Origin of the sequence: Streptomyces sp. XM4193 (assembly GCF_023072595.1) — a bacterium.
Classification (GTDB): domain Bacteria; phylum Actinomycetota; class Actinomycetes; order Streptomycetales; family Streptomycetaceae; genus Streptomyces.
In genome coordinates, this window is sequence record NZ_JALLGK010000010.1 from 107,719 (window position 1) to 132,379 (window position 24,661).

17 protein-coding genes are annotated in these 24,661 nt (G+C 70.9%); 4 read left to right on the top strand and 13 right to left on the bottom strand.

Annotated elements, in window-relative coordinates:
• Positions 1-270 precede the first annotated feature (270 nt).
• The 4 genes from MTQ01_RS22370 to MTQ01_RS22385 form a co-directional block, all read right to left on the bottom strand.
• Positions 271-1,233 (bottom strand): FadR/GntR family transcriptional regulator, encoded by a 963-nt coding sequence (locus MTQ01_RS22370; RefSeq protein ID WP_247492644.1) that lies wholly within the window; start codon positions 1,231-1,233, stop codon positions 271-273.
• A gap of 121 nt (positions 1,234-1,354) precedes the next feature.
• A complete protein-coding gene (locus tag MTQ01_RS22375) occupies positions 1,355-3,313 on the bottom strand; it encodes an ATP-binding cassette domain-containing protein (protein WP_247492645.1) in 1,959 nt (652 codons plus the stop codon).
• A 194-nt stretch (positions 3,314-3,507) separates the two neighbouring features.
• Complete coding sequence (locus MTQ01_RS22380) at positions 3,508-4,269, bottom strand: NUDIX domain-containing protein (protein WP_247492646.1); 762 nt, start codon at positions 4,267-4,269, stop codon at positions 3,508-3,510.
• Between the two features lie 193 nt (positions 4,270-4,462).
• Complete coding sequence (locus tag MTQ01_RS22385) at positions 4,463-5,623, bottom strand: DUF4192 domain-containing protein (RefSeq protein WP_247492647.1); 1,161 nt, start codon at positions 5,621-5,623, stop codon at positions 4,463-4,465.
• A 139-nt stretch (positions 5,624-5,762) separates the two neighbouring features.
• Between MTQ01_RS22385 and MTQ01_RS22390 the strand changes: the two genes are divergently transcribed.
• Together MTQ01_RS22390 and MTQ01_RS22395 are read left to right on the top strand one after the other, a co-directional pair.
• Positions 5,763-7,943: a RecQ family ATP-dependent DNA helicase gene (locus MTQ01_RS22390; protein ID WP_247492648.1), complete on the top strand. Its 2,181-nt coding sequence runs from the start codon at positions 5,763-5,765 to the stop codon at positions 7,941-7,943.
• A 784-nt stretch (positions 7,944-8,727) separates the two neighbouring features.
• Positions 8,728-9,276 (top strand): hypothetical protein, encoded by a 549-nt coding sequence (locus tag MTQ01_RS22395; protein WP_247492649.1) that lies wholly within the window; start codon positions 8,728-8,730, stop codon positions 9,274-9,276.
• Between the two features lie 937 nt (positions 9,277-10,213).
• On the opposite strand, the gene MTQ01_RS22400 is transcribed toward MTQ01_RS22395, so the two are convergent.
• The 5 genes from MTQ01_RS22400 to MTQ01_RS22420 form a co-directional block, all read right to left on the bottom strand.
• A complete protein-coding gene (locus MTQ01_RS22400; RefSeq protein ID WP_247492650.1) occupies positions 10,214-10,909 on the bottom strand; it encodes a hypothetical protein in 696 nt (231 codons plus the stop codon).
• A gap of 13 nt (positions 10,910-10,922) precedes the next feature.
• Positions 10,923-11,738, bottom strand: coding sequence for a ribonuclease HII (locus MTQ01_RS22405; RefSeq protein WP_374207840.1), 816 nt, complete (start codon positions 11,736-11,738; stop codon positions 10,923-10,925).
• Between the two features lie 1,358 nt (positions 11,739-13,096).
• Positions 13,097-13,753 carry a histidine phosphatase family protein gene (locus tag MTQ01_RS22410; protein ID WP_247492651.1) on the bottom strand — a complete coding sequence of 219 codons (657 nt, stop codon included), beginning with the start codon at positions 13,751-13,753 and terminating at the stop codon, positions 13,097-13,099.
• A gap of 285 nt (positions 13,754-14,038) precedes the next feature.
• A complete protein-coding gene (locus MTQ01_RS22415; protein ID WP_247492653.1) occupies positions 14,039-14,686 on the bottom strand; it encodes a YdbC family protein in 648 nt (215 codons plus the stop codon).
• A gap of 49 nt (positions 14,687-14,735) precedes the next feature.
• Positions 14,736-15,539 carry an SDR family oxidoreductase gene (locus tag MTQ01_RS22420; protein WP_247492654.1) on the bottom strand — a complete coding sequence of 268 codons (804 nt, stop codon included), beginning with the start codon at positions 15,537-15,539 and terminating at the stop codon, positions 14,736-14,738.
• Positions 15,540-15,740: 201 nt separating this feature from the next.
• Between MTQ01_RS22420 and MTQ01_RS22425 the strand changes: the two genes are divergently transcribed.
• Positions 15,741-16,484 carry a dienelactone hydrolase family protein gene (locus tag MTQ01_RS22425; RefSeq protein WP_247492655.1) on the top strand — a complete coding sequence of 248 codons (744 nt, stop codon included), beginning with the start codon at positions 15,741-15,743 and terminating at the stop codon, positions 16,482-16,484.
• 152 nt (positions 16,485-16,636) lie between these two features.
• On the opposite strand, the gene MTQ01_RS22430 is transcribed toward MTQ01_RS22425, so the two are convergent.
• Complete coding sequence (locus tag MTQ01_RS22430) at positions 16,637-19,510, bottom strand: vitamin B12-dependent ribonucleotide reductase (RefSeq protein WP_247492656.1); 2,874 nt, start codon at positions 19,508-19,510, stop codon at positions 16,637-16,639.
• Positions 19,511-19,627: 117 nt separating this feature from the next.
• Positions 19,628-20,161 carry a transcriptional regulator NrdR gene (nrdR, locus tag MTQ01_RS22435; RefSeq protein WP_247492657.1) on the bottom strand — a complete coding sequence of 178 codons (534 nt, stop codon included), beginning with the start codon at positions 20,159-20,161 and terminating at the stop codon, positions 19,628-19,630.
• Between the two features lie 490 nt (positions 20,162-20,651).
• Between nrdR and lexA the strand changes: the two genes are divergently transcribed.
• A complete protein-coding gene (lexA, locus tag MTQ01_RS22440; RefSeq protein ID WP_247492658.1) occupies positions 20,652-21,458 on the top strand; it encodes a transcriptional repressor LexA in 807 nt (268 codons plus the stop codon).
• A gap of 252 nt (positions 21,459-21,710) precedes the next feature.
• Here the strand turns inward: lexA and MTQ01_RS22445 are convergent, their stop codons facing one another.
• Positions 21,711-23,711: an ATP-dependent DNA helicase gene (locus MTQ01_RS22445; RefSeq protein WP_247492659.1), complete on the bottom strand. Its 2,001-nt coding sequence runs from the start codon at positions 23,709-23,711 to the stop codon at positions 21,711-21,713.
• A 203-nt stretch (positions 23,712-23,914) separates the two neighbouring features.
• Positions 23,915-24,652: a GNAT family N-acetyltransferase gene (locus tag MTQ01_RS22450; RefSeq protein ID WP_247492660.1), complete on the bottom strand. Its 738-nt coding sequence runs from the start codon at positions 24,650-24,652 to the stop codon at positions 23,915-23,917.
• Between the last annotated feature and the right edge of the window lie 9 nt (positions 24,653-24,661).

The window sequence follows — 24,661 nt, forward strand, 5'->3', positions numbered from 1 at the left end:
CCATTCCCGTTGGCGCTGCTACCTCTTGAGTCATCGCGCTTCCACGGAAAGCGTTACGCCCAATTCGAGTGTCCCGAGTCACAGCCCATGTGCGCAGGTATCAGCACACATCCTGCTATACCTCAGCGCCGAACGGTCCCCTCGCGGTGCGGCCGGAGACCGTCGTGCGAGCCATCCGGAGAAGGGTTCGCACGACGGTCCCGGGAACAGGAGGACGCGGCTCGCGCTTCGCGACTCACGGCTCGCGTCTTGCGGCTCAGCGCACCCGGCTCAGTGCTCGCGCGGAGCCGGAACGACGTGGTCCGCCGCCCGGCCGGCCGGCGCAGGAGACTCCGAACGCACCGCGAGAAGCTGCCGCATCGCATGCTCGGCCCCGGCGGGGTCTCCGCCGCCGAGCGCGTCAACGATCGCCTGGTGCAGGCCGATCGCCGCCTCGGTCGGGCGATCGCATCCGGTCAGCGGGCCACCCGACACCTCCAGGGCCGAAGCGACGATCGCGGAGAGGTGCTCCAGCATCTTGTTGCCCGCGGCCTGCAGCAGCAGGGTGTGGAACTCGGCGTCCGCCCTGCCGAAGGTCACAGCGTCACCGGCACCCAGAGCGTGGCCCATGATCTCGACCATCTCCGCGAGGCGCTGCTGCAGCTCGTCCCGGCCGTGACCGACCGCGAGCCGGGCAGCGAGCGGCTCGATCGTCCAGCGCAGCTCGCAGAGCTCGCGGCGCTGGTCCTCCCGCTGGGGGCCGAAGGCCCGCCATTCGATGATGTCGGGGTCGAGCAGGTTCCAGTCGCTGACCGGTCGAACTCGGGTGCCCACATTGGGGCGTGCGCTGACGAGGCCCTTCGCCTCCAGCACACGGAGCGATTCGCGCACCACGGTGCGCGAGACCTCGAACCGCTGACCGATCTCTTCGGGCACCAGGGGGCGATCCGCACCCAGCTCACCGGCGACGATCATCTGACCGAGCTGCTGAACGAGTTGGCCGTGCAGGCCGCGGCCCCGCGTCCCCGCCGTTCTGCGGCCGGAGCGCGTCGCCGCGTCGGGTTCACCACCGTCCCAGCTGGGTGCACTGGCACCGGAACGCGGGGCAGCGGCGCCGCCGGGATATCGGCCGAGCTCACCGGCGCCGGTGAGGCTGGAACGGCCGGGCGAGGTCATCATGGAGTGCGCAAGGGTAGTCACGCATCCTTTGTCGGCGGCCAGTTGAGCCACCTTGAGGGCTTTGGTGAAAAGCACACGAAAGGGTGATCGCCGACTCGTACGCCCTTGACGGCCGGATGCGCACGGGGGTCGTCGCCCGTCAGAGGAGAAACCGCAGCTGGGAGCCGGCGAGCCGACCCTCGAAGGGGTACCGGGGCTACCTCACTCGGCCGCACAAGGTCCCGAACACATAGGCGCCGAACAAGCTCACGAGCGACAACATCATTGCGCTGCCCAGTGGTTGGGCGAGCAGTTGTGCCACCGGCTCCGCCCACTCGTCGGCGGTGAAGGGCAGCGGTACCAGCAGCAGCGCCGTCAGCCGCTCACTCACCGCGGCCACCGCGTCCACCGCCGGCGGCGCGAGCAACTCACGGACCGCCGGCGCCACCAGAAGCGGCACCGCGAGGACGCTCAGGACCCCCGCGAGAAAGGAACGGCAGATCGCTGCGGCCAGGAGCCCTGCCCAGGAACTCCCAAGGGCCAGCAGAATCATCCCCATCGTCGCGAGCCAGGCCGGCAGTTGGGGGGGCGGGCCGGCCGAAGCACCGTACAGGGTGAGCAGCACCGAGGCGTTGAGCGCGACCGAGGCCGCGCAGAGCACCACCGCCACCCCTGCGGCCACCGCAAGCTTCGCCGACAGCAGCCCCAGCCGTCTGGGGACCGGGGCCTGGGCCGGAGCCAGCGCCGGGTAGCGATGCTCCTGCCCGAACGCCAGAGCCCCCAGCAGCCCGGCCACGGCAGCCACCGGCGGCAGCGGCCAGCCGGCAGGCCAACCGACGAGCGCCCGGGCTGATTCATCCACTCCCCCACGGCCCACCCAGCACGCGGCGGCGAGTGCGGCGAGAAGAGCGGCAGCGACCAGCAGCCAGGTGGACCGCAGACCGACGAGGCGCCGGAGCTCGTACCGCAACGGCCAGACCGGGCCGGGGGCCGGGACGGCACGCAACCGCGGCGGCAGAGGGGAAGCGGTGGTGGCCGAGGGCGCAGTGGACGTCTCCCCGTTTGAGCGAGAGCGGCCGAGAGCGAGACCCGGACCGGGGCCGGGGCCTGCGATCCCTGCCGGCTGCTTCGGCGTGGAGTCGGCACGGCTGCCGCTGTGGCCAGCGGCGCCTGCCCCTGCGGGCTCGAGAGCCAAGCGCGCGTCACGGCCGTCGGCACGCGTCAACGGCTTGGTGGAGACGGCGGATTCACCGGTCTCGTCGGCGAGCTGATGGACGAGAATGCCATGGCGATAGGCCGTCTCCCCCACCATCGCGCAACTGCTGCCGTAGACCGAGATCTGCCCTCCGCCCTCGTTCACCACTTCGAGCGCCTCCAGCGGCTCGGCCTCTGCGCCCTGGGCACCCGATGTCGAACGGGCCTGGGGAGGCAGCCCGGCCAGCGGTGAACGGGATTCCCGCAGGAGCATGCTGCCCAGGCGCTCGGCGTGCGGGGAGCTGACAGCGACCCGGGGACGCAAACGGGTGCGCGTGAATGCCTGCACGTCCTGGTCTGCGATCAGCCGGCCCCTCTCCAGCGTCAGCACGCGGTCCGCGAGACGGGACGCCTCCCGCGGCTCACTGGTGGTGGTGAGAACCAGCCCGCCTTCCTCCGCGTAGGCGCGCAACAGCCCACGCAGCCAGGCGGCTTCGCGAGGCGCCAGCCCCTGCGAGGGATCGTCCAGCACCAGGGTGTGCGGGTCTCCCAGCAGAGCCGCCGCGACACCCAGCCGGCGGTCCATTCCCAGGGAGAACGTGCCGAGCCGCTGATCGGCCAGACCACTCAGGCCGACCACGTCGAGGACTTCTTCGGCTCTCGAGGAAGGAACACCCGCGACGGCACTGAGCATGCGCAGATGTCCGAGCGCGGTGCGCGCCGGATGTCCGGGGACGTCGCCGACGAGCACCCCCACCTCGCGGTAGACGTGTGGTACCCGGTGAAGTGGACGGCCCCGGAAGAGGGTTACGCCCCGGCCGCGACACAGCTGGAGCATCAGCCGCACCGCGGTCGACTTGCCCGAGCCGGAAGGTCCGCAGAGCACTGTCACATCGCCGGGCCTGGCCTCGAAGGTCAGGTCGGCGACTGAGGGTGGGCGGTTCCGGTGAGAGGCGCTGGTGAGTCCGATGGCCTGGATCATCACTTCTCCCCGCTGAACGCATGAGTGACTCAGGCAAGGTATCGCGACATTCCAGACATATAGCGAATAGCGCGATCCTGGCCGCGCCGCTGCCCGTCAACCGGTGGTCCGGGGCTTCGACGCGACAACGACAAGGGCCGGCAAGTGCCGCCCGCCGGGATGAACTTCGAACCGCTGCCGCTGCGGAGGCGACGTCAGATTTCGGGACGCAGCATCGGCGGGTTGAGCACCGTGGCTCCGCCGGCGCGGAAGAGCTGTGCAGGACGACCGCCCTGACGTGTGGTCGTGCCGCCGGTGGGGACCAGAAAGCCCGGTGTGCCGGTGACCTTCCGGTGGAAGTTCCGCGGGTCGAGCGCCACTCCCCACACCGCCTCGTAGACGCGACGCAGCTCGCCGACGGTGAACTCCGGCGTGCAGAAGGCGGTCGCGAGCGCCGAGTACTCGATTTTCGACCTTGCCCTCTCCACACCGTCCGCCAGGATCTGCCCGTGGTCGAAGGCGAGTTGGTCGCTCTCCCGCTCGCTGTCGACGGGCTCAGGATGGCCGGCCTCGAGCAGCAAGGTGTGGACCGGAGCCCAGCGAGCCGACTGGGCGTCCCCGCCGGAGACCGGAGCGGGAAGATCCGGAGCGAGCACCAGATGCGCAACACTGACCACACGCATACGAGGGTCACGATCCGGAGCACCGTAGGTCGCCAACTGCTCCAGATGAACACCTGGGGCGCTGCCCACCGACTCCCCCACCCGGAGCCCGGTTTCCTCCTCCAGCTCCCTGGCCGCAGCCGAGCCGAGGTCTTCGGAGGCGGCCACGAAACCACCGGGCAGAGCCCAACGCCCCTGGTACGGCGATTCACCGCGACGGACCGCTAACGCACACAGTGCGTGTTTGCGCACCGTGAGCACGACCAGATCCACGGTGACGGCGAAGGGCGGGTAGGCCGACGGGTCGTATGGCATGCGGTGATCATAGTCGTCTGCATGACGATAATCAGGCGCTCAGCACACCCGGCACCAGGACAGTCGCCTGCCGTGGCGGCCTTGCGGAACCGGGGGCCGCCACCCGGCGGTCCAGGAGTGCAGGACGCTGGGCAGTGGCCGTCCTGCGGGCGGAGCAACTGCATGCGTGCCGCCTCCGGGCGGCTCGGGGCGCTCAACTGCTCGACCAGCGCTCGTAGTCGGCACGCTGCTTGCGCAGACACTGACGCAGCGGCTCCGGGTCCAGACCACGATTGCACGCGCTGTGCAGGAGATGGGCAAAGGTGTATCGGGGATCGAGCCGCAAGGCATGCTCGAGTGCCACCCGGGCGCTCGGCTCGTCGCCTCCGGACCAGGCGACCCAGCCGGCCAGCGCCAGCGCGGGCGCACCGTACTCCGAGTAGGTGCCGACGCATCGCCTGCACAGGGCACGCCAGAGGCGCAACGCGGGCTCTGCCTCCTCGCCCTCCATCCACTCCGCCGCGCGGTCACGCGTCACCCGGTCCTGAAGCCCGACGAGAAGCTCGGCCGCTTCCTCGTCCGCCAGGATCGCGTCGTCCCGGATGTCGTCCAGGGCAGGGCCGACCGGCGCAGTGGTCCTGGAGGCGGCGAGATACCTCCTGCGCAACCTGCCCGCCAGGCGCAGGGTCCGCTCCCGGACTCGGGCACGGCCCTCCTCCGTCACCAGATCAGGCAGCAGCCGCGCCGAGGCCTCGCGCAGAGCGCCCTCCTGCCTGCCTGCGCGCGGTGGGCCCAACGGCGCGATCCTTCTCGTCAACTCCTGGGCGGAGCCACGCGTCCGGATGCCGGCGTATGTGGTCGCAGCCGCAAGCTCCGAGACGCCGGACGGACCGAGACGCCTTCCCTCGGCAGGACAACAGCGGTCGTCCTGACACAGATAGGTCCAGTATCGGCCGCCGGACAGGAAGAGAGCCTCGTGAACCGGCATACCCCGAGCCACGAGCGCCCGGCACAGCTCCTCCACCAGCGGCCGGAGTTGCTCTTTCACCGCGGGGCTCGAAGCGTCCTCGGCGGGCTCGCGGCAGAGATAGACCAAGGAGGCATCCGGGCGTTCACCCCGCGCCATCCCGGACTGCATCAGGCAGTCGGCGAGCTGAGCTGCCGTGTCGGGCCACTCGGCTCGAACGGACGGGATACCGACCCGGATCCGACCTCCGAAGCGCCCGCGCTCGCCGTACAGGCCGATGAGCACGATCGAGTCGTCCGGGTGGTAGCCGATCAGGTAGGGAAGCGCGTCTGCGAGCGCTGCGGGGCCTCGCAGGGTGACGTTGGTGAGTGTCCTGGCGGGCGGAACGTAGCTGGTGCCGTGGCTCATGTCGGAACGATCGCCCGAGCGGCCCTTCGGTGAACGGCCGCTGTCCACAGGCAGCTCCATCAGTCGTACATTCGCATCTATTGCGAGTTGTCCACAGTCGCGTTGGCGGAGGACACCACCCATCGGATTGCATGGGGCCATGACCTCCCACCAGCCGCTCGACGCGGCCACTCTCCGCCGCGAAGCCGACGCCGTCCTCGCTCCGCTCGTCGGCGCTCCTGCCGGCGGCGCCGCTCTGCGCGAGGACCAGTGGCGAGCGATCGAAGCCCTGGTGCGCGAGCGCAGGCGCACCCTCGTGGTGCAGCGCACGGGCTGGGGGAAGTCCGCCGTGTACTTCGTCGCAACCGCGCTGCTGCGTGCGCGGGGCAGCGGACCCACGGTGATCGTCTCACCGCTGCTGGCGCTGATGCGCAACCAGATCGAGGCGGCGGAGCGTGCAGGACTGCATGCGCGGACGATCAACTCCTCCAACACCGAGGAGTGGGAGGAGATCCACCGCGAGGTGACCGCAGGCACCGTGGACCTCCTCCTGGTCAGCCCGGAGCGCCTCAACAATCCGGACTTCCGCGATCAGGTCCTGCCCCGTCTGGCGGCCGCCACGGGACTGCTCGTGGTCGACGAGGCGCACTGCATCTCCGACTGGGGGCACGACTTCCGGCCGGACTACCGCAGGTTGCGCACGATGCTCGCCGAGCTGCCTGCCGATGTGCCCGTGCTCGCCACCACAGCCACCGCCAACGCCCGGGTGACCGCCGACATCGCCGACCAGCTCGGCACCGGCGCCGGGGAGAGCACGGGCCAGGCCCTCGTGCTGCGCGGCGAGTTGGACCGCGAGAGTCTCTCCCTGTCCGTGCTCAGCCTTCCCGACGCCTCGCACCGGATCGCCTGGTTGGACACCCACCTCAACGAGCTTCCGGGCTCGGGAATCATCTACACGCTGACGGTGGCGATGGCCGAGGAGATCAGCAGCTATCTGCGCGGGCGCGGCCACCGGGTCGTCGCGTACACGGGCCGCACCGAGCACGCGGACCGAGCGGCGGCCGAAGCCGATCTGCTGGCGAACAACGTCAAGGCGCTCGTGGCGACTTCCGCTCTCGGGATGGGTTTCGACAAACCCGACCTCGGTTTCGTCGTCCACCTCGGTTCGCCGTCCTCCCCGATCTCCTACTACCAGCAGGTCGGCAGGGCCGGTCGTGGCGTCGAGCATGCCGAAGTGCTGCTGCTGCCCGGCCGCGAGGACGAGGCGATCTGGCGCTACTTCGCCTCGCTGGCGTTCCCCGCGGAGGAGCAGGTGCGCACGACCCTCGCAGCACTCGAGGGTTCCGACAGACCGCTCTCGCTGCCCACCCTCGAAACCGTGGTGGAGCTGCGGAGGTCTCGTCTGGAGATGATGCTCAAAGTGCTCGATGTCGACGGCGCCGTCCGACGAGTGCGGGGAGGGTGGACCGCCACAGGGCAGCGCTGGGAGTACGACGCCGAGCGGTACGAGCGGGTCGCCCGCCAGCGAGCCGCGGAGCAGGAGGCGATGCGGGAGTACGCGCGTACCGATGCCTGTCGGATGGAGTTCCTGCGCAGACAGTTGGACGACCCGGCAGCGACTCGATGCGGGCGGTGCGACAACTGCACGGGCAACCACCCCGACGAGACAGTCGCGCCGGACTCTCTGGCCGCAGCAAGAGGTGACCTGAGCCGTGCCGGAGTGGTCGTGGAGCCGAGACGGATGTGGCCCAGCGGGCTGCCGGCGATCGGCGTCGACCTCAAAGGACGCGTCCCCGCGGGCGAACAGGCCCTGGAGGGCCGGGCGCTCGGGCGGCTCTCGGACATCGGGTGGGGCAATCGACTGCGTCCCATGTTTGCGGTGGGAGCGGCGGACGGCCCGGTGCAGGACGACGTGTTCGAAGCCGTGGTGGGCGTGCTGCGGGACTGGTCCACGGGTCCGGGCGGCTGGGCGTCCGCCGAGAACGGGGCGTCCGAGCGTCCCACGGGTGTGGTCACCCTGAGCTCGCGCAGCCGACCAGAGCTGGTGCAGTCGCTGGGAGTCCGGGTGTCGGAAGTGGGCCGCATGCCACTGCTCGGGAGCCTGGAGTGGACCGGCGAGGGCCCTCTCGGGCAGACCAACAGCGCCCAGCGGGTGCGCGCGCTGCACGACGGACTGGTCGTCCCGGACTCCGTGGCGAAGGCGGTCGAGCAGAACCCCGGGCCGGTTCTGCTGATCGACGACTACACCGATTCGGGTTGGACCCTCGCGACAGCCGCTCGTCTCCTTCGTAGAGCCGGCGCGCCCGCCGTACTCCCTCTGGTGCTCGCGGTGCAGGGGTGAGCTCTGGGGCCGACGGCCCGGCCGAGGCCAGGTGGACGGGCGGGCGGACCGGCTGGCGGGCGGACGACCAACGCCCGCCAGCTGCACGGCCGGGGTACTGCCGGAGGCCGGCCTGCGCATCGACCGCGTACGACCCCGGCCCGGCCGACTCGGATCGCCCCGACCCGACCAGTGCGGTGCGGTGCGGTGCGGTGATCGGAGCCGGGGGCGAGCCGGTGATCACCGTGTTCGTGACATGGCCTCCTCGGACGCGCCGGGGCGAGGGTGCAGAGGACGCCGTTGACCTTCGCTTCGGTCGGGTCACACAACAGCGCTCCGGTGAACTCCCGGCCTGCGCCGAAGGCTTGGCGCAGGCCGGGGAAGGGAAGGAACAAGTATGTGGGAGCCTTCGACAGAGAGGGCCAGACCTGCTTCACGGAGGGGGCGTCGGAAGCTCGATGGCTGCCTGCCTCTCGCGGAGGCATGCTGCTGACGGAGGCAGCCGAGCATTCGGGCCTCTCCGAAGGCGATGCAGCCGAAGGAGCGTTGACGCAAGAAGGGGCCGCCACCGCAAGTCGTCGCACGTTTCGGGTCGCCGAGAGGTGACGCAGGCCGAGATCACTTCTCCGGGCTCTCGCGAAGGGCTGCCGGATTGATCGCGGTCGAGTTCTGCGCAGCTTCTCTCTGCGCGGTGTGCTCAGTGGTGTTGCTTGCACCGGTTGTACCTGCAGTCCGTTGACCGACCACGCGCACTCGCCCCGCCCGTCGGTGGCTCGGCGCCACCGTCCCGGGAGGGAAGAGCGGTATGGCCTTTGGTGTACTCGGCTCGGTTCCGGCGCCGCCACGAGGCGTCCCCTCCCGGCTTGGTCGCGTTCTTGAACCCTCCGAATGGGCTGCGGCGGAAATCCCGTTGCTCAACAGCCCGCGAGAGGTGGTTACCGGCCTGCACTCCCTGCACAGACCGAGCCTGGCGACTGCGGTCGTCGGTGTGCTGGGGCCGGATGAACGGGTCACCGCCAGCGCCTCGTTCCAGCACACAGCGCGTCCCGACGGCTGGGAGCTGCGCAATCTGCTCCTGAGTTCGCTCCGGCGAATAATTCCGCACGATCTGCGCCGTCGCCGTCCGGTACGCACCGCCGTGCTGCTCTACTACCGCGAGGGCGAGGGTACTTGGACAGAGGAAGACGGCGCCTGGATGTGGGGCTTGCGTGACGCGTGCTTGCTGCACGGACTGCGTTGCGGTGCCTACGTCACGCTCACCGGCGAGGGCTGGCGCATCCTCGGCGAGGGGCGAAGGGGTCGCAGACCGAGCTTCGTGGCGGAGCCGACGTCGGCAGCGCGGAAGACCGCCTGAAGCCGGAGGAGAGGTCACGGGCCCGCCTGAGTCTGCCTGCGCTACTGCCGGCGAGCAGGCAGACGTACGGGAGAGGTGTCCCTGCAAGGCCACGGTGAGTGGGTCTGCCGAGCATGGACTCTGCTGGTGTGTAGCTGTCGTTGTGCACGGGGCGCGATGCGGTGCAGCAGTCAGCCGTGCGTGGCGGATCGGTGTGCGGGATGGTGCTCTTCTCTCGCAACTGCCTCAGCCGGTGCGGCAGCTCACCTCGTCAGGCGCCGCACTCGGGTAGCTCGACTGTCGCCCTTCGGGCAGTGGCGTCGACCGTACGGCAGCGACAGCGGCAGCAGGGGCTGCCGGATCTGTGGCATCAAGGCACCACGGCTCGCCACTCGGTGGACGTGGGGCAGAGCAACGGCCCACTTGGTGCGCGGACTTCGTGAGAACAGGTATCCGCCACAACAGGACGGCGTGAGAAACAGGACTTCACGAGAGCAGGGCAGCTAGGGAAGAGTCAGCGCGTGAATCGGATCTCGTGAGGACTGGCCGTCGAGGCCATGTGTCACAGAACCCGCCTGCGCGGAACTGGACGGCCAAGGGCCGGGCTGCACCGGTACAGGGCTGCAGGGCCGGATCAGGTAGATCGGAGCCGCGCGGCGCGATCGGGCCTCCGGAGACCGAGCCGGGATGACTCGGTTTCCGGAGGCCGGACGCCGAAACGCAGTGGTGCCGAGCGGTCTGGGGCGACCGCCGTTGCTCTCCCCGCCGAGCCGACAAGGCGTGAGTCACGACAAGGCGCTGCGCCACCCACAAACGGCTCCACGAGTCCACCAAACGCTGTGTCGGTCGCAACGGACGCCAGCCGGGGGCCGTGCCATTCGGGCACCGTCGAGCAACGCCGACTGCTCGGCCAGAGCGCTGCGCCACTCAGAGCTCATCGCTCAGAGCGGGGCCTCGCTCAGAGCAGGGTGCGCAGACGGGCCGGGTCGCCGCAGACGATCAGCTCGTCCGTTGCGCGTCCCAGTGCCTGCGGCAGCGCGCCGGCGACTTCTGCGTCGCTGCCGCCGTTCACCGCGAGGATCACCACGGGGCGGGCAGCGGCCTGTGCGGCGTGGGAGGCGTGCGCGGCGAACACGTCGTCGCCCTCGGACTGCTGGCGCCAGTACGCATCGGCCCCGAAGCTCAACTCATGCTGGGCCCACGGGTGTTGGTCGCCCGTGGTGAGAAGCAGTACGTCCGACGGGGCCCGACCGAGGTCGAGCAGGCGGTCGACGGTCTCGTCCGCGGTGTCGATCGCACCGGCGTCGGTGGTGTCGACGAGTTCGATCTTGGCGGTCGACGCAGCCTCGGCGCCGTCGGGCCTGACCGCGGTCGCGGTGCCAGCGCCCGGGCGGGGGCCGGACGCCGGCCCGGCGGCCAGATCTCCGGGCCGCTCGGACGTCTGTGCCGTGCCAACAGCGGGGCGGGCACCGGTGGTTGGGCGCGATGGCCCGGGACGGCTGCGGTCCGCGCGCGGCGGTGCGGGACGCGGACCGGGTCGTGGGCCGGCAGAGCCGGAGACGCCAGTGGGCTGTGAAGTACGGGCTGGAGCCGCGGGTTGACGCGGGCCCGGAACGCTGGGGTGAATCTGTGGCTCCTCGGAGCTGAGTGGCATGGTGAGTTGTCTATCAAACGCCGTCGGGGGACTGCGCAGCGGGCTCCACCGCGACAGGACGCCCCGTGCGGGGCGAGGTCGGAGCGGGGACCGACGGCGGGGCGAAGAATCCCAGCTGCCCGTCGACAGCCTCCGGCCGGCCTCCCACGCCCCTCGGGGCGGGAACTTCTGCCGGGTCCGGCAGCCTGGTCTTCTTCAAATGCCGCCATTGCGGCAGGACATCAAGATACGACCAGGTCAACCGGTGGTGCGGAGTGGGGCCCAGTTCCGCGAGCGCCGCCTTGTGCACGGGTGCAGGGTATCCCGCATTGGCTTCGAAGCCGAAGTCGGCGTGTTGCACGCCCAGTTCGGCCATCAGAGCGTCGCGCTGCACCTTCGCGATGACGGAGGCGGCGGCCACGGCGACGCAGCTCTGGTCTCCCTTGATCACCGTGCGCACCCGCCAGGGCGCGCCGAGGTAGTCGTGCTTCCCGTCGAGAATCACCGCGTCGGGCCGTACCGGCAGCTGCTCCAGTGCTCTGGTGGCAGCCAGTCGCAGGGCGGCGGTCATCCCCAACTCGTCGATCTCCTGCGGCGATGCGTGTCCGAGAGCGTGGCTGGTGACCCAGTGTGAGAGTTCGACGGCGAGCTTCTCGCGACGCGCGGCCGTGAGCAGCTTGGAGTCGGTAAGGCCTTCCGGTGGCCGCCTCAGGCCAGTGACGGCCGCGCAGACGGTCACCGGCCCCGCCCAGGCGCCCCGCCCGACTTCGTCGACGCCTGCGACGACCTTGGCTCCGGTCGTCGCGCGCAGCGACCGTTCGACACGGTGGGTGGGTGGCTCGTACGGCACAAACCAAGCCTACTCGGCCGGTAGCGCGCCGATGTCGGGCACCCAGACTGTCGGGCACCCAAGGTGTCGGACCCACCACGCGGGCGGCTCGACGGCGGCCGCTGCTCTGAGCACCCGGCGACGGCGGCGCCGGTCGTTTCGGCGTCTCTGCCGGCCGACGCTGCGGTTCCGGACAGCGCGCGAAGTCGTTCCCGTACCGGGCGGCGGCTCACAGCGCGTAGGGGGCACGGGCCTTATGGGGCCAGTACGCCGGCGGCAGCGGAGAAGGGCGAAGCCGGTGGCGAACCCGTCGTGGTCGAGGAGGACGACGGCGCGACCGAGCACGCACGTCCTGCAGGGAGCTGCGCCGCATCGGTTCGATCGCGCCCGCGAGTAACTCCGCCCTCGCAGCCACCGGTTCCTCCGACACGTTCACGTGCAGCTCGTGGCCACTGCGACGGCGATGGTGCCGCCAGGTGGCTCCTCGTCGTCGTGGGTGACGTACGACGAGAGCTGCACCGGCGACGTGGGCTTACACGAGATCGTTCGGGAGCCATGGGCGCCGAGCGGGGCGATCCGCATGGCGTTCCGTTGCCCCAGAAGCCGCCTTCGTCCCGGGAATCGCGCCCGCCGACAAGCTCGCCCGTGGTGCGCCGGTCTGCGCCTGCCAGACGCCTCAGTCCGGGGCCGGTTGAGCGCGGGCTCGTCGGCGGTTCGCGTCGTGGTGGCGGGCGGACGGAGACGGCGGCGGGTGCGTTCGGGGACGGGGGCGGCTGTCCGGGTGTTGCTGAAGCAGGAGCGGCGTCTGACGGTTGCGCTGCAAGGCGGCGGGAGGAGTCCTGCGAGGAGCGGCGACCGACGACAAAGCGGCAGCCCCGCACGTCGGTCGTCGTGCGCCGGTGAGCCCGTGCGCCCGGCGACGGTCGAGTGCCGCACCCTCGAGTGTCGGGCCGTGTGCCCGGACAGGGTGGGAGCGCCGGTGCAGAGCACCGAGAGTGGGCAGGCCGCTCGGTGTCGTCCGTTCACTGCCAGCTGTCCGGCGGCGGTCGTCGCCGGAGCGGTGGCAGGACGGACGGGAGAAGGGTGCGGGCTCAGCGCCACTCGCGGGCGGCCCACGAGGTCTCGCCGGAGCACCGGCGCTGGGGGCGGGCCCGCGGTCGTAGTGGCAGGCCGCTGCGCGTACGGGGCTGTGGAACCGAGGGCACGCGCGTCGCGCCACCGGAGGAGCAGGAGCAGGAGCAACAACGCGTGGTGCAACCGTTCGCCGCGCGGCCCTCGATCCCATCCGTCTCCTGCGCTTGCCGCGCTGCCCGAACCACACTCACGGGCGTCCGACGGCGGCCCCGGACACACGACACGGTCAGCCGGGCCGGGGCCGGCTACAGCGTCTCGAACGGTTCGGGCACACACCAGCGTTCGAAGGGGCGGTCGAGGTGGTAGCGGCCGTCGCTGCCGAGCACCAGGGCTCGGGACTCGGCGTTTCCGGGATTGGACAGCGACTCGAACTCGGCCACGCTCCAGTGCATCCAGCGCATGCAGAAAAGCCGCATGGTCAGGCCATGAGTCACCAGCAGGACGTTCTGCGGGTGGTCGGGCGCCTCGAAGCTGCGCCAGAGGCTTTCGAGGAACGCGCCGACCCGGTCGTAGACGTCGGCGCCCGATTCGCCCTGCGCGAAGCGGTAGAAGAAGTGCCCGTAGGTGTCGCGGGCGGCCTTCTGGCGCTTGACCTCGGGAGGGTCCTGCCAGTTGCCCCAGTCCTGCTCGCGCAGTCGCGGTTCCTCGCGGGCGCGGACGAGTGAGGGGTCGAGGCCCAGGTGGCGGTAGGTCTCCAGGGTCCGCCGGTAGGGCGAGACGTAGGCGGACACACGTTCTCCGTCGAAGTACGCGCGCAGCCGGGCGCCCGCCCCCTCGGCCTGCTCCCGCCCCAGGGCGGTGAGTCTGAGCGCATGGTCGGGCACGTGCTCGTACACCGTGTCGTCGACGTTGCCCTCGGATTCGCCGTGTCTGATCAGAACGATTCTCCGCGGTCGTGCCATACGGCCAGCCTAGGCCGCCGCCGAGAACGGCGGCGCTGAGGTGATCCCAACGGTCCGCGGGACCGACTTCACGGAGCCTGCCCACAGCCGGTCCTTCGCGGCAGCACGCGGGACGAGGGTCGCGGCGCACGGGACGACGGACGCGGACCGCGCGGACCGCCCTCGCAGGCCCGAGGATCCCCGAACGTGCCCGAAGCAGACGCCCGGCCGGGGCCAGAGCCACCAGCCGCGGCTGCCGGCACGGCCACCGGCCAGAGCCACCGGCAGGGGCTGGCGGCAGGGCCTTCAGAGCATGCTCAGGTCCGGGTCGTCGCTCTGGCGGGCCTCGATGGTCCACTCCGGTTCCAGATCGATCACATCGCCGTCGATCGCGGTGATGTCGGCGCCGGTCTGGGCGCGGAAGGCCAGCCGTTCCACTCGCTCGGTGCGGTACTTCCCCCGCTCGGTCGCGGTGTCCCACATGGACAGCACCAGGAACTCGTCCTCACTGCCGGCCTGCGCGAAGACGCCGCGGACCATGCCGGGCGATCCGGCCATGGCCGGGTTCCAGACCTTCTCCTGCATCAGGGTGTAGTGGTCTATTCGGTCCTCGCGCACGGTGCAGTGCGCCACCCGCAGCAGGTCCGCGCCGGAGAACTCGGGGCGGAACCCGGTCTTGACGTCGAAGCGGTACTCGAAGAGCGAGGTGCGCAGGTCGCTGTACGTGCCCACCTGGGCCGACTGCAACCGGTCGTGGGAACGCGCCATGAACGAGTCGTAGAACGCCCGGCTGTCCCAGAACCCGAAGATGTGCACCGTTTCCGGGGTGGATCGGCTCCATCCACCGCCCTGCCCGCGGAAACCGGGCTCGCCCAGCAGGCCCGCCCACTTCCGCTGGGCACGTTCGAATCCACGGCGATCGCTTACGGTGCATCGCATCCACTTGACCAGCACCGCGCCATCGTACGGGCAACAGGGGCCCGGATGATCCAGGTCCGGAGGATCAACTCCCGTACCTGCGGCGGAGATACGTCTCGTGATCGACGGCGCCGACCGCTCGGTCCTCGGTCAGCAGCCCGCCCGACCGCACCGCACGCACGGCAGCGCCGGGCAGCCTCAGCGGGAGGACGGGACGCGAACTGCCGCGCGCCCGCAGGCTCATCGAGGCGAGTTCCCGCAGGTCGTGCACGAGCGGCCCGCCCATCTCGGCGGCTCGGCCGGACGGTTCGACGAGCGCGAGCGCCGCGAGTCGTTCGGCCACCTCGCCGGAGTCGATCGGCTGCAGCCGTGCGTCACCCCCGAGGGTGAGCACCACCGGCAGCCGATGCTGGGCCGCGAACACGTCGGCGACCAGGTCGTGGAACTGGGTGGTGCGCAGGATCGTCCAGGGCAGTCCGCAGTCCTGTACGACCCGTTCGGCGGCCAGTTTGGCCCGGTAGTAGAACATCGGCACTCGATCGACACCGACGATCGAGATATAGACGAAGTGCGGTCGTCCACCGCTCGTGTGCGCCGTGCGCACCAGACGCTGGGTGGCGCGCACATCCGCGCGGCCGAGCGTGGTCGCGCAGTGGACGATCGCCGTGACGCCCCGGACGGCGTCGGCGATCCCCGTGCCCTCGACGAGGTCGGCGACCGCCCACTGCACGGGAGGTCCGGCCCGATCCTCGACAGCTCCCGTCTCCCGGGGTCGGCGGCTCATCACACGTACGGGGGTGCCGCAGGCACGCAGCGCGTGCACCACCTGCCGACCGAGCGTCCCGGTTCCGCCGGTGACCAGTACGGGGCTGCTGGGCTGTTCGCTCATGGCGCCATCCTGCTGTGTCGACGGCAGCACATCCGGTATCGCCACCCCTCGGCCCTGCGTCCGACCCCCGGCAGGAGTCTTCGAGTGGCGGAGCGAGGCGGCGGAGGCGCGTGCGAACACCGTCCTTGTGCGCGTGCCCTGTACGCGCGCCTTGTCCGCGTGCCTTGTCCGCGTGACCGGCAGCCGGAAAGATCACTCCGTATGCACACCACTGCACTGGAGATCCTCACCGCCGACGGTCTCGTCGACGCCTGCGCAGCCTTCCCCGAGCAGAGTGACCCGCTGCCCGGTGTCCTGCTGTACCCGGACGCGTTCGGCCCGCGTCCCGTACTGGAGTCCTGGGCGCGGGAGTTGGCGAGCCACGGCTATTTCGTGCTGCTGCCGAACGTCCTCCACCGCAACGGGCGCGCGCCGGTGGTCGAGCTCCCCACGCGCATCACCGCGCAGGCCCGTCCGGCGCTGTTCGAGCAGCTGATGCCGATGATCGCCGAGCACACGCCCGACCGTGTCCTGCGCGACGCGGAGGCGTATCTGCAGTACCTCACCGGGCGGCCCGAGGTGCGCAACGGCCCGGTGGCGGCGGTGGGTTACTGCATGGGGGCGGTGCTGGCACTGCGCACCGCGGCGGCGCACCCCGAACGGGTGGCGGCCGTCGCCGGGTACCACTCCAGCCCGCTGGTGACCGACGCACCGGACAGTCCGCACCTGCTCGCCCACGACGTCGCCGCCGAAGTCCAACTGGGCCTGGCCGAGGGGGACATGACGCCGGAGTCGTTCGCCGAGCTGACCGCGGCGCTGGACGCGGCCGGGGTGCGGCACAGCACCGAGATCCACCCCGGCACCGTCCACGGCTTCACCATGGCGGACACCGAGGCGTACGACGCCGCCGCCTTCGACCGGCACCGCGACGGCCTGCTGGCGCTCCTGGACCGCACCCTGAGGTGACCGCTCGCGGCGCGCAGGTGCGCGGCAGAGAGGGAGCCGGCCTGTGGCCGACTCCCTCTCTCCGGTGCGCTGCTCAGCCGCCGTTCAACGGTGCGAGCGGTTGACGCTCACGAACGCGGCGCGGGCCGGGGCGCGGGCAGCGCCCTCTGCCCTCAGCTGCAGCCGCTGGTGGAGCCGCAGCCTTCGCAGAGGTAGCAGCTGCCTGCGCGGCGCATCTTGGTGCCGCAGGAGAAGCACAGCGGCGCGTCCGCGCTGAGGCCCAACTGCATCTCGGCCAACTCGGTCGAGTTGTGTGCCGCCCCGGTGGATGCGGGTGGCGTGGTGGGCTGCCCGGTGCTCTGCGGCGCCTCGGGGGCGGGCTGGGGCAGGCTGTCCGCCTCCAGGACCTCCTCCGGCTCGTACGAACCGGTCTCCAGGTGGCGCTCGCGCTCGGCCGCGGAGTGGATCCCCAGCGCCGAACGCGTCTCGAACGGCAGGAAGTCCAGGGCGAGACGACGGAAGATGTAGTCGACGATCGACTGCGCCATCCGGACGTCCGGGTCGTCGGTCATTCCTGCCGGCTCGAAGCGCATGTTGGTGAACTTCGAGACGTAGGTCTCCAGCGGAACGCCGTACTGCAGGCCGACCGAGACGGCGATCGAGAAGGCGTCCATCATGCCCGCGAGGGTCGAGCCCTGCTTGGACATCTTCAGGAAGACCTCGCCCAACCCGTCGTCCGGGTAGGAGTTGGCCGTCATGTACCCCTCGGCGCCACCGACGGTGAACGAGGTGGTGATACCGGGACGGCCCTTGGGCAGCCGGCGGCGCACCGGACGGTACTCGACGACCTTCTCCGGCTTGGCCTGTGCGGCACCGCTCCCCTCGGACGCGGCGTTCTCCGCCTTGGTGTCCTTGGACTTGGCGGAGAGCGGCTGGCCGACCTTGCTGTTCTCGACGTACACGGCGAGCGCCTTGGTGCCGAGCTTCCACCCCTGGAGGTAGATCTCCTCGACGTCCTCGACGGTGCTGGAGCTCGGCATGTTGACCGTCTTGCTGATCGCGCCGCTCAGGAAGGGCTGGGCGGCGGCCATCATCCGCACGTGCCCCATCGGGGAGATGGAGCGCTCGCCCATGGCGCAGTCGAAGACGCTGTAGTGCTCGGTCTTGAGGCCGGGGGCGTCGACGACGTTCCCGTGGTCGGCGATGTGCGCGACGATCGCCTCGACCTGCTCGTCCTGGTATCCGAGGCGCTTGAGGGCCTTGGGGACCGTGTTGTTGACGATCTGCATCGAGCCGCCGCCGACGAGCTTCTTGAACTTGACCAGCGCGAGGTCCGGCTCGACGCCGGTGGTGTCGCAGTCCATCATCAGGCCGATGGTGCCGGTCGGGGCGAGCACGCTGGCCTGGGCGTTGCGGTAGCCGCTCTTGCGACCGAGCCGCAGAACGTCCTGCCACGCCTCGCTCGCCGCGGCCCAGACGGGGGTGTCCAGGTCGTCGACGCGGGTGGCGGCGTCGTTGGCGTCGGAGTGCTGCTTCATGACGCGCTTGTGCGCGTCCGCGTTGCGCGCGTAGCCCTCGTACGGGCCGACGACGGCGGCGAGCTCCGCGGACCGGCGGTAGGAGGTGCCGGTCATCAGCGAGGTGATCGCGCCCGCGAGACCGCGACCGCCGTCGGAGTCGTACGCGTGGCCGGTGGCCATCAGCAGCGCGCCGAGGTTGGCGTAGCCGATGCCCAACTGCCGGAAGGCGCGGGTGGTTTCACCGATCTTCTCGGTCGGGAAGTCCGCGAAGCAGATCGAGATGTCCATCGCGGTGATGACGAGCTCGACGACCTTGGCGAAGCGCTCGGCGTCGAAGGACTGGTTGCCCTCCTCGTCGGCGCGCAGGAACTTCATCAGGTTCAGCGAGGCCAGGTTGCACGAGGAGTTGTCCAGGTGCATGTACTCGCTGCACGGGTTGGAGGCGGTGATGCGACCGGACTCCGGCGAGGTGTGCCAGTGGTTGATGGTGTCGTCGTACTGGATGCCGGGGTCGGCGCAGACGTGGGCGGCCTCGGCCATCTTGCGGAACAGCGCCCGGGCGTCCACCTCCTCCAGCGCCTCGCCCGTCATCCGGCCGCGCAGGGAGAACTTCGAGCCCGCTTCGACGGCCTTCATGAAGGCGTCGTTGACCCGGACCGAGTTGTTGGCGTTCTGGTACTGGACGGAGGTGATGTCGTCCCCGCCGAGGTCCATGTCGAAGCCCGCGTCGCGCAGGGCGCGGATCTTCTCCTCCTCCTTGACCTTCGTCTCGATGAAGGCCTCGATGTCCGGGTGGTCGACGTCGAGCACGACCATCTTGGCGGCCCTGCGGGTCGCGCCGCCGGACTTGATGGTGCCGGCGGAGGCGTCCGCGCCGCGCATGAAGGAGACCGGGCCGGAGGCGTTCCCGCCGGAGGAGAGCAGCTCCTTGGAGGAGCGGATCCGGGAGAGGTTCAGGCCGGCGCCGGAACCGCCCTTGAAGATCATCCCCTCTTCCTTGTACCAGTCGAGGATCGACTCCATGGAGTCGTCGACGGAGAGGATGAAGCACGCCGAGACCTGCTGCGGCTGCCGGGTGCCGACGTTGAACCAGACCGGGGAGTTGAAGGCGAAGATCTGGTGCAGAACCGCGTACGCGAGCTCGTGCTCGAAGATCTCGGCGTCCGCCGGGGAGGCGAAGTAGCCGTTCTCCTCACCGGACTTGCGGTAGGTCGTGACCACGCGGTCGATGAGCTGACGCAGGCTCGTCTCGCGCTGCGGGGTGCCGACCGCGCCGCGGAAGTACTTGCTGGTCACGATGTTGGCGGCGTTCACCGACCAGAACTCGGGGAACTCGACGCCCCGCTGCTCGAAGTTGACCGAGCCGTCCCGCCAGTTGGTCATGACGACGTCGCGCCGCTCCCAGACCACCTCGTCGTACGGGTGCACACCGGGAGTGGTGTGGATGCGCTCCACGCGCAGCCCCTTGCTCGCCTTGCCGCCCTTGGTACGGGAACTCCGTGCCGGGCCGCTCGTCGTCTCAGTCATTCCGCCTCCCTGTGCAGGCATAACGCCCTGTGTGCCCCGGAACTTCCCGGATCACAAGTTGTTTCTGATCGGCGGGGCCACTCAGTGGTCCCGGGCTGCGCCGCGCGTACGGCGCAGTCAGTCCGCGGTCGCCGGACGGGCCGGGCGCGCGGCACTCGCGGCAGGGGCTCCGTCGCCCCCGCCGGTGGTCGGGGCCGGGCTCTCGTCGTGCCCGGCCCTCAGCTCCTCGATCGCCGCCTCGAAGTCCTCCAACGAGTCGAACGCCCGGTAGACGGACGCGAATCGGAGGTAGGCGACCACGTCCAGCTCACGCAGCGGGCCGAGTATGGCCAGCCCGACGTCGTGAGTGGACAGCTCGGCACTGCCGGTGCCGCGCACGGCCTCCTCGACGCGCTGGCCGAGCTGGGCCAGTGCGTCCTCGGTGACCGGGCGCCCCTGACAGGCCTTGCGCACTCCGGCGATGACCTTGTCACGGCTGAACGGCTCGGTGACCCCGCTGCGCTTGATCACGGTGAGTGAGGCGTTCTCCAGCGTGGTGAAACGGCGGGCGCAGTGCGGGCACTGGCGGCGACGCCGGATCGCGGTGCCGTCATCGGCGGTCCTGCTGTCCACCACGCGGCTGTCGGGGTGCCTGCAGAAGGGGCAGTGCATGGCTTCCCCACCCTTTCTCACCCTCGCCGGCGCAGCATGACGTGACAGCTCCCCCGCCGAACGAGCAGCGGGGTGGAACGTGCCCCCAGCATAGGCGATCCCCGCCGCCGAACGGAGCAGGGGACCACTACTTGTGGTGGCTCGCGCCAATCTAACCACTAGATCTGGGGTCGCAACCCACGGGACACGCCCGGCGTGTCGCCGTCTCCCGAATCCGCCCCACGGCCCGCAGGAGGCCGCCGCGAGCCCCGGCGCCACCCTCCCGCGGGCAGCGGCGAACCCCCTGCGGCCGCGGAGACGGAGTGCCCATGGGGCGCGATCCGGCACACGGAGCGAGCCGCCTCAACTCCCGTGCGGGGGCGGCGACATACACCTTCACCCGCACCGGTGGCCACCGAAACGACACATTTCACTCGAACGTGTGTTTGGCGCAACCTTTCGAAAGCAACTACCGTTGCGACTAGGGAGAACCGCTTGAGAAGGGGCCGACGTGACCACGACCGCAGACAGTGCCAGCATCGCCGCGCAGCAGCGTTCCGGCAGGGACCATCGCGACCTCCCGGAGCACTTTACGGGTGAGGAGTCCACCGACGGCGACGAGGGCGCCCCGCCTCCCCGACCCGGCCGCTCCCTGCCCGGCCGACCCCCCGGGATCCGAGCGGACAGCTCGGGGCTGACGGACCGGCAGCGCCGCGTCATCGAGGTCATCCGCGATTCGGTGCAGCGGCGCGGCTACCCGCCGTCCATGCGCGAGATCGGCCAGGCGGTCGGGCTCTCCAGCACCTCCTCGGTCGCACACCAGCTGATGGCTCTGGAGCGCAAGGGCTTCCTGCGGCGCGACCCGCACCGTCCGAGGGCGTACGAGGTGCGCGGTTCGGACACTCCGGCCAGCGCCCAGACCGCGGACACCACGGGCAAGCCCGCCGCTTCCTACGTCCCGCTGGTGGGCCGGATCGCCGCGGGCGGCCCGATCCTGGCGGAGGAGTCCGTCGAGGACGTCTTCCCCCTCCCCCGTCAACTCGTCGGCGACGGAGAGCTGTTCGTCCTGAAGGTCGTGGGCGACTCCATGATCGAGGCGGCCATCTGCGACGGCGACTGGGTCACCGTCCGCCGTCAGCCGGTCGCGGAGAACGGCGACATCGTCGCTGCCATGCTGGACGGCGAGGCGACCGTCAAGCGCTTCAAGCGCGAGGACGGCCATGTCTGGCTGCTCCCGCAGAACGCCGCGTACCAGCCGATCCCCGGCGACGAAGCCACCATCCTCGGCAAGGTGGTCGCGGTGATGCGCCGCGTCTGACGGCGATGCGCGGTCCGCGGCGCCCTCCTCTCCCTGAGCGGCGCCGCGCACTCCCCGTGCCCCGGCCCGCTCGGCCGGGCGTGGAACGGAGCCGCGAGCCCGTCGTCGCCCCCCTACCGGACCCCGAGACCTCTGCGCCGGCTCGGGGTCCGTCGCTGTGCGCACCCCGGGCCCGGACTTCGCCGCGGCGCGCTCGGTCCGGGCCGAGACCCCCACGGCGGGCCGGGCGGCAGCCCTGCGACGGCGGCGCGCTCAGCCCGTGGTGGCTTTGCGTGCGGACTCGTCGATGGCGGCAAGTGAGCGCCGCACCTGGTTGCGGTCCGTGGTGTACCAGAAGTCCGGCATGGACGCCCGCAGGAAACTCCCGTACCGCGCCTTCGCGAGCCTGGGGTCCAGCACCGCGACCACTCCGCGGTCCCCCGAGGCGCGGATGAGACGGCCGGCGCCCTGCGCCATCAGCAGCGCCGCGTGGGTCGCGGCGACCGCCATGAAGCCGTTTCCCCCGCCTTCCTCCACCGCCTTCTGGCGAGCGGCCATCAGCGGGTCGTCCGGGCGCGGGAACGGCACCCGGTCCATGACGACCAACTGGCAGCCCGCGCCGGGCACATCGACGCCCTGCCACAGCGACAGCGTGCCGAAGAGGCAGGTGCGGTCGTCCTCGGCGAACCTGCGGATCAACTCGCCGAGCGTCTCCTCTCCCTGGAGGAGCACCGGTACGTCGAGTCTGCCGCGCAGCTCCTCCGCGGCGAGCTGCGCGGCGCGCATCGAGGAGAACAGCCCGAGAGTGCGTCCTCCCGCGGCTTCCACCAGCTCGGACAGCTCTGCGAGCATGTCGGTGCGGCTGCCCTCGCGGCCGGGCGTGGCGAGGTGCTGAGCGACGTAGAGGATGCCCTGCTTGCGGTAGTCGAACGGCGAACCGACGTCCAGGCCACGCCAGTCGGGCAGGTCCTCGCTCTGCTTGCCCTCCGGGCCGAGGCCGAGCGAGGCGCCCACGCCGTTGAAGTCTCCGCCGAGCTTGAGGGTCGCGGAGGTGAGGATCACCGTGCGCTCGGTGAACAGCTTCTCCCGGAGCAGGCCCGACACGGACAGCGGCGCCACCCGCAGCGAGGCGCCGAACCGGTCGTGGCGCTCGTACCAGATCACGTCGTACTCGGAGGCGGCGACGACCCGCTCGGCGACGGTGTGGACGTTCTCCACCGAGGCGAGAGCCTGCTTGCGCACCGCGTCCTCGTCGGTGACGGATCTGTCGCGGGTGTTGCCGAGCGCGGTGATGCAGGTGCGCGCGGCGTCCCGGAGGGCCATCAGCACCTGGGCGAGGTCCTCGGGAACGGTCTCCAGGCGTCCGGGCAGGGCGAGTTCCATCTGGCGCTCGAAGCCCTCGGCCGCGGTCTGGAGCTGGTCGGCGGCCTTCTCGTCGATCAGCTTCGCGGCCCGGCGCACCGCTCGGTTGACCGCGCCGGGTGTGAGCTCGCCGGTCGCCACGCCGGTGACCCGGGAGACCAGCTCGTGCGCCTCGTCGACGATCAGCAGGTCGTGGTCGGGGAGGATCGGCGCACCCTCGATCGCGTCGATCGCCAGCAGCGCGTGGTTGGTGACGACGACCTCGGCGAGCTTGGCGCGCTCCCTGGCGGCCTCGGCGAAACAGTCGGCGCCGTAAGCGCACTTGGAGGCGCCCAGACATTCGCGCGAGGCGACCGAGACCTGCGACCAGGCCCGGTCGGAGACGCCCGGCCGCAGATCGTCGCGGTCTCCGGTCTCGGTGTCGTCGGACCAGTCGCGGATGCGCAGCAGGTCCTGACCGAGCTTGCTGCTCGGACCGCCCTGCGGCTGGGAGGCGGCCTCGAACGGGTCGAAGAGGCTGTCCTCGTCCTCCTTGGGCACGCCCTCGTGGAGCCTGTGCAGACAGAGGTAGTTGGATCTGCCCTTGAGCATGGCGAACTCGGCACGACGACCCAGCAACGGCTGGAGCGCCTCGACCGTGCGCGGCAGATCGCGCTCCACCAGCTGGCGCTGCAGCGCCAGCGTCGCCGTCGCGACCACCACCCGCTCGGTCTGCGCGAGCGCGGGCACCAGATAACCCAGCGATTTGCCGGTCCCGGTGCCGGCCTGCACCAGCCGGTGGCTGCCGTCCTCGACGGCCTGCGCGACCGCCTCCGCCATGGCGACCTGACCGGGCCGCTCGGTGCCTTTGACCGCGTGGACCGCGGCCTGGAGAAGTGCGGTCAGATCCGGGCCGCCTGCTGCTGTGCTCATAGGGCCGTCAGCTTACGCGGGGCCTCTGACAACAGCGGCCGTACGGCGATTTCGCCGGTCTCCGGCGCGGGGCGGGCGAGTTGTCCCGGCACCGGCACCTGCCCCGGCCGACGGACCGCCGGGGCGGGACGGGCGCAGGGCGGGGCGCAGGGCCGGCGCGGCAAGTCGTGGACGGCCGTGGGCGGCGGGGGCTCCCCGGCCGGTCACAGCCGGTGGCGGTGGGCGCGGTCGTGCACCATGATCGCGGCCCGCTTGCCCGGCAGGTACGCCTCCGCGCCGAACCGGAAGCCCGCGCCAAGAAAGGCCGCCACCGACGGGGTGTTGGTGATGTCCGGCTCCGCCAGCACCCGGCGGCAGGCGGGCCGGTGGTCGAGCACCAGGGCGGCGACGGTGCGCAGCAGCGCGGTGCCCAGGCCCCTGCCCCGTCGTTCCGCGGGCCCGACCAGCAGATGGACGCCGGTGTCGTGCGGCTGGACCGGGAAGCTGCGGGCGAGCGGGTCGAGATCGGCGCGGTAGAGCTCCCAGTAGCTCATGGGCACGCCGTCCAGCAGGCCGAGGCAGGGGACGCTGCGCCCGTCACCCGAGAGCTGCGGCGCGAGGTGTTCCCGTACGCGCTCCTCGTCTCCGGCCAGCTCCCAGTAGCGGGCGACGGCGGGGTCGTTCATCCACTCCGTGAGGAGCCCGAGGTCTCGTTCCGGGCGGACCGGGGCGAGTTGGAAGGCGGCACCCTCGCCGAGAACGACGGGCGGCCAGCTGTGCACCGAGTCGAGGAGGTCGGTGGGGTCGGCCAGCAGCGGCGCCCGGCGCGGCGCGGACTGTCCGGGAGGGGCCGACTCGCCGTCGGGCTCGAGGAGTTCGGGCGGCAGCTCGACCTCCAGCGTGTCGTCCTCGCTGGGGTCGGGCGGCAGTTCGGCGGCGGGTGCGGGGTCGAAGGCAGTCATCGGTCGTCG

Coding starts and splice junctions, on each gene's coding strand:
- MTQ01_RS22425 (WP_247492655.1), top strand. CDS start 15,741: ATGCACACCACTGCACTGGAGATCCTCACCGCCGACGGTCTCGTCGAC.
- MTQ01_RS22430 (WP_247492656.1), bottom strand. CDS start 19,510: ATGACTGAGACGACGAGCGGCCCGGCACGGAGTTCCCGTACCAAGGGC.
- MTQ01_RS22420 (WP_247492654.1), bottom strand. CDS start 15,539: ATGAGCGAACAGCCCAGCAGCCCCGTACTGGTCACCGGCGGAACCGGG.
- MTQ01_RS22445 (WP_247492659.1), bottom strand. CDS start 23,711: ATGAGCACAGCAGCAGGCGGCCCGGATCTGACCGCACTTCTCCAGGCC.
- MTQ01_RS22400 (WP_247492650.1), bottom strand. CDS start 10,909: ATGCCACTCAGCTCCGAGGAGCCACAGATTCACCCCAGCGTTCCGGGC.
- MTQ01_RS22410 (WP_247492651.1), bottom strand. CDS start 13,753: ATGGCACGACCGCGGAGAATCGTTCTGATCAGACACGGCGAATCCGAG.
- MTQ01_RS22395 (WP_247492649.1), top strand. CDS start 8,728: ATGGCCTTTGGTGTACTCGGCTCGGTTCCGGCGCCGCCACGAGGCGTC.
- MTQ01_RS22390 (WP_247492648.1), top strand. CDS start 5,763: ATGACCTCCCACCAGCCGCTCGACGCGGCCACTCTCCGCCGCGAAGCC.
- MTQ01_RS22385 (WP_247492647.1), bottom strand. CDS start 5,623: ATGAGCCACGGCACCAGCTACGTTCCGCCCGCCAGGACACTCACCAAC.
- MTQ01_RS22380 (WP_247492646.1), bottom strand. CDS start 4,269: ATGCCATACGACCCGTCGGCCTACCCGCCCTTCGCCGTCACCGTGGAT.
- MTQ01_RS22375 (WP_247492645.1), bottom strand. CDS start 3,313: ATGATCCAGGCCATCGGACTCACCAGCGCCTCTCACCGGAACCGCCCA.
- nrdR (WP_247492657.1), bottom strand. CDS start 20,161: ATGCACTGCCCCTTCTGCAGGCACCCCGACAGCCGCGTGGTGGACAGC.
- MTQ01_RS22450 (WP_247492660.1), bottom strand. CDS start 24,652: ATGACTGCCTTCGACCCCGCACCCGCCGCCGAACTGCCGCCCGACCCC.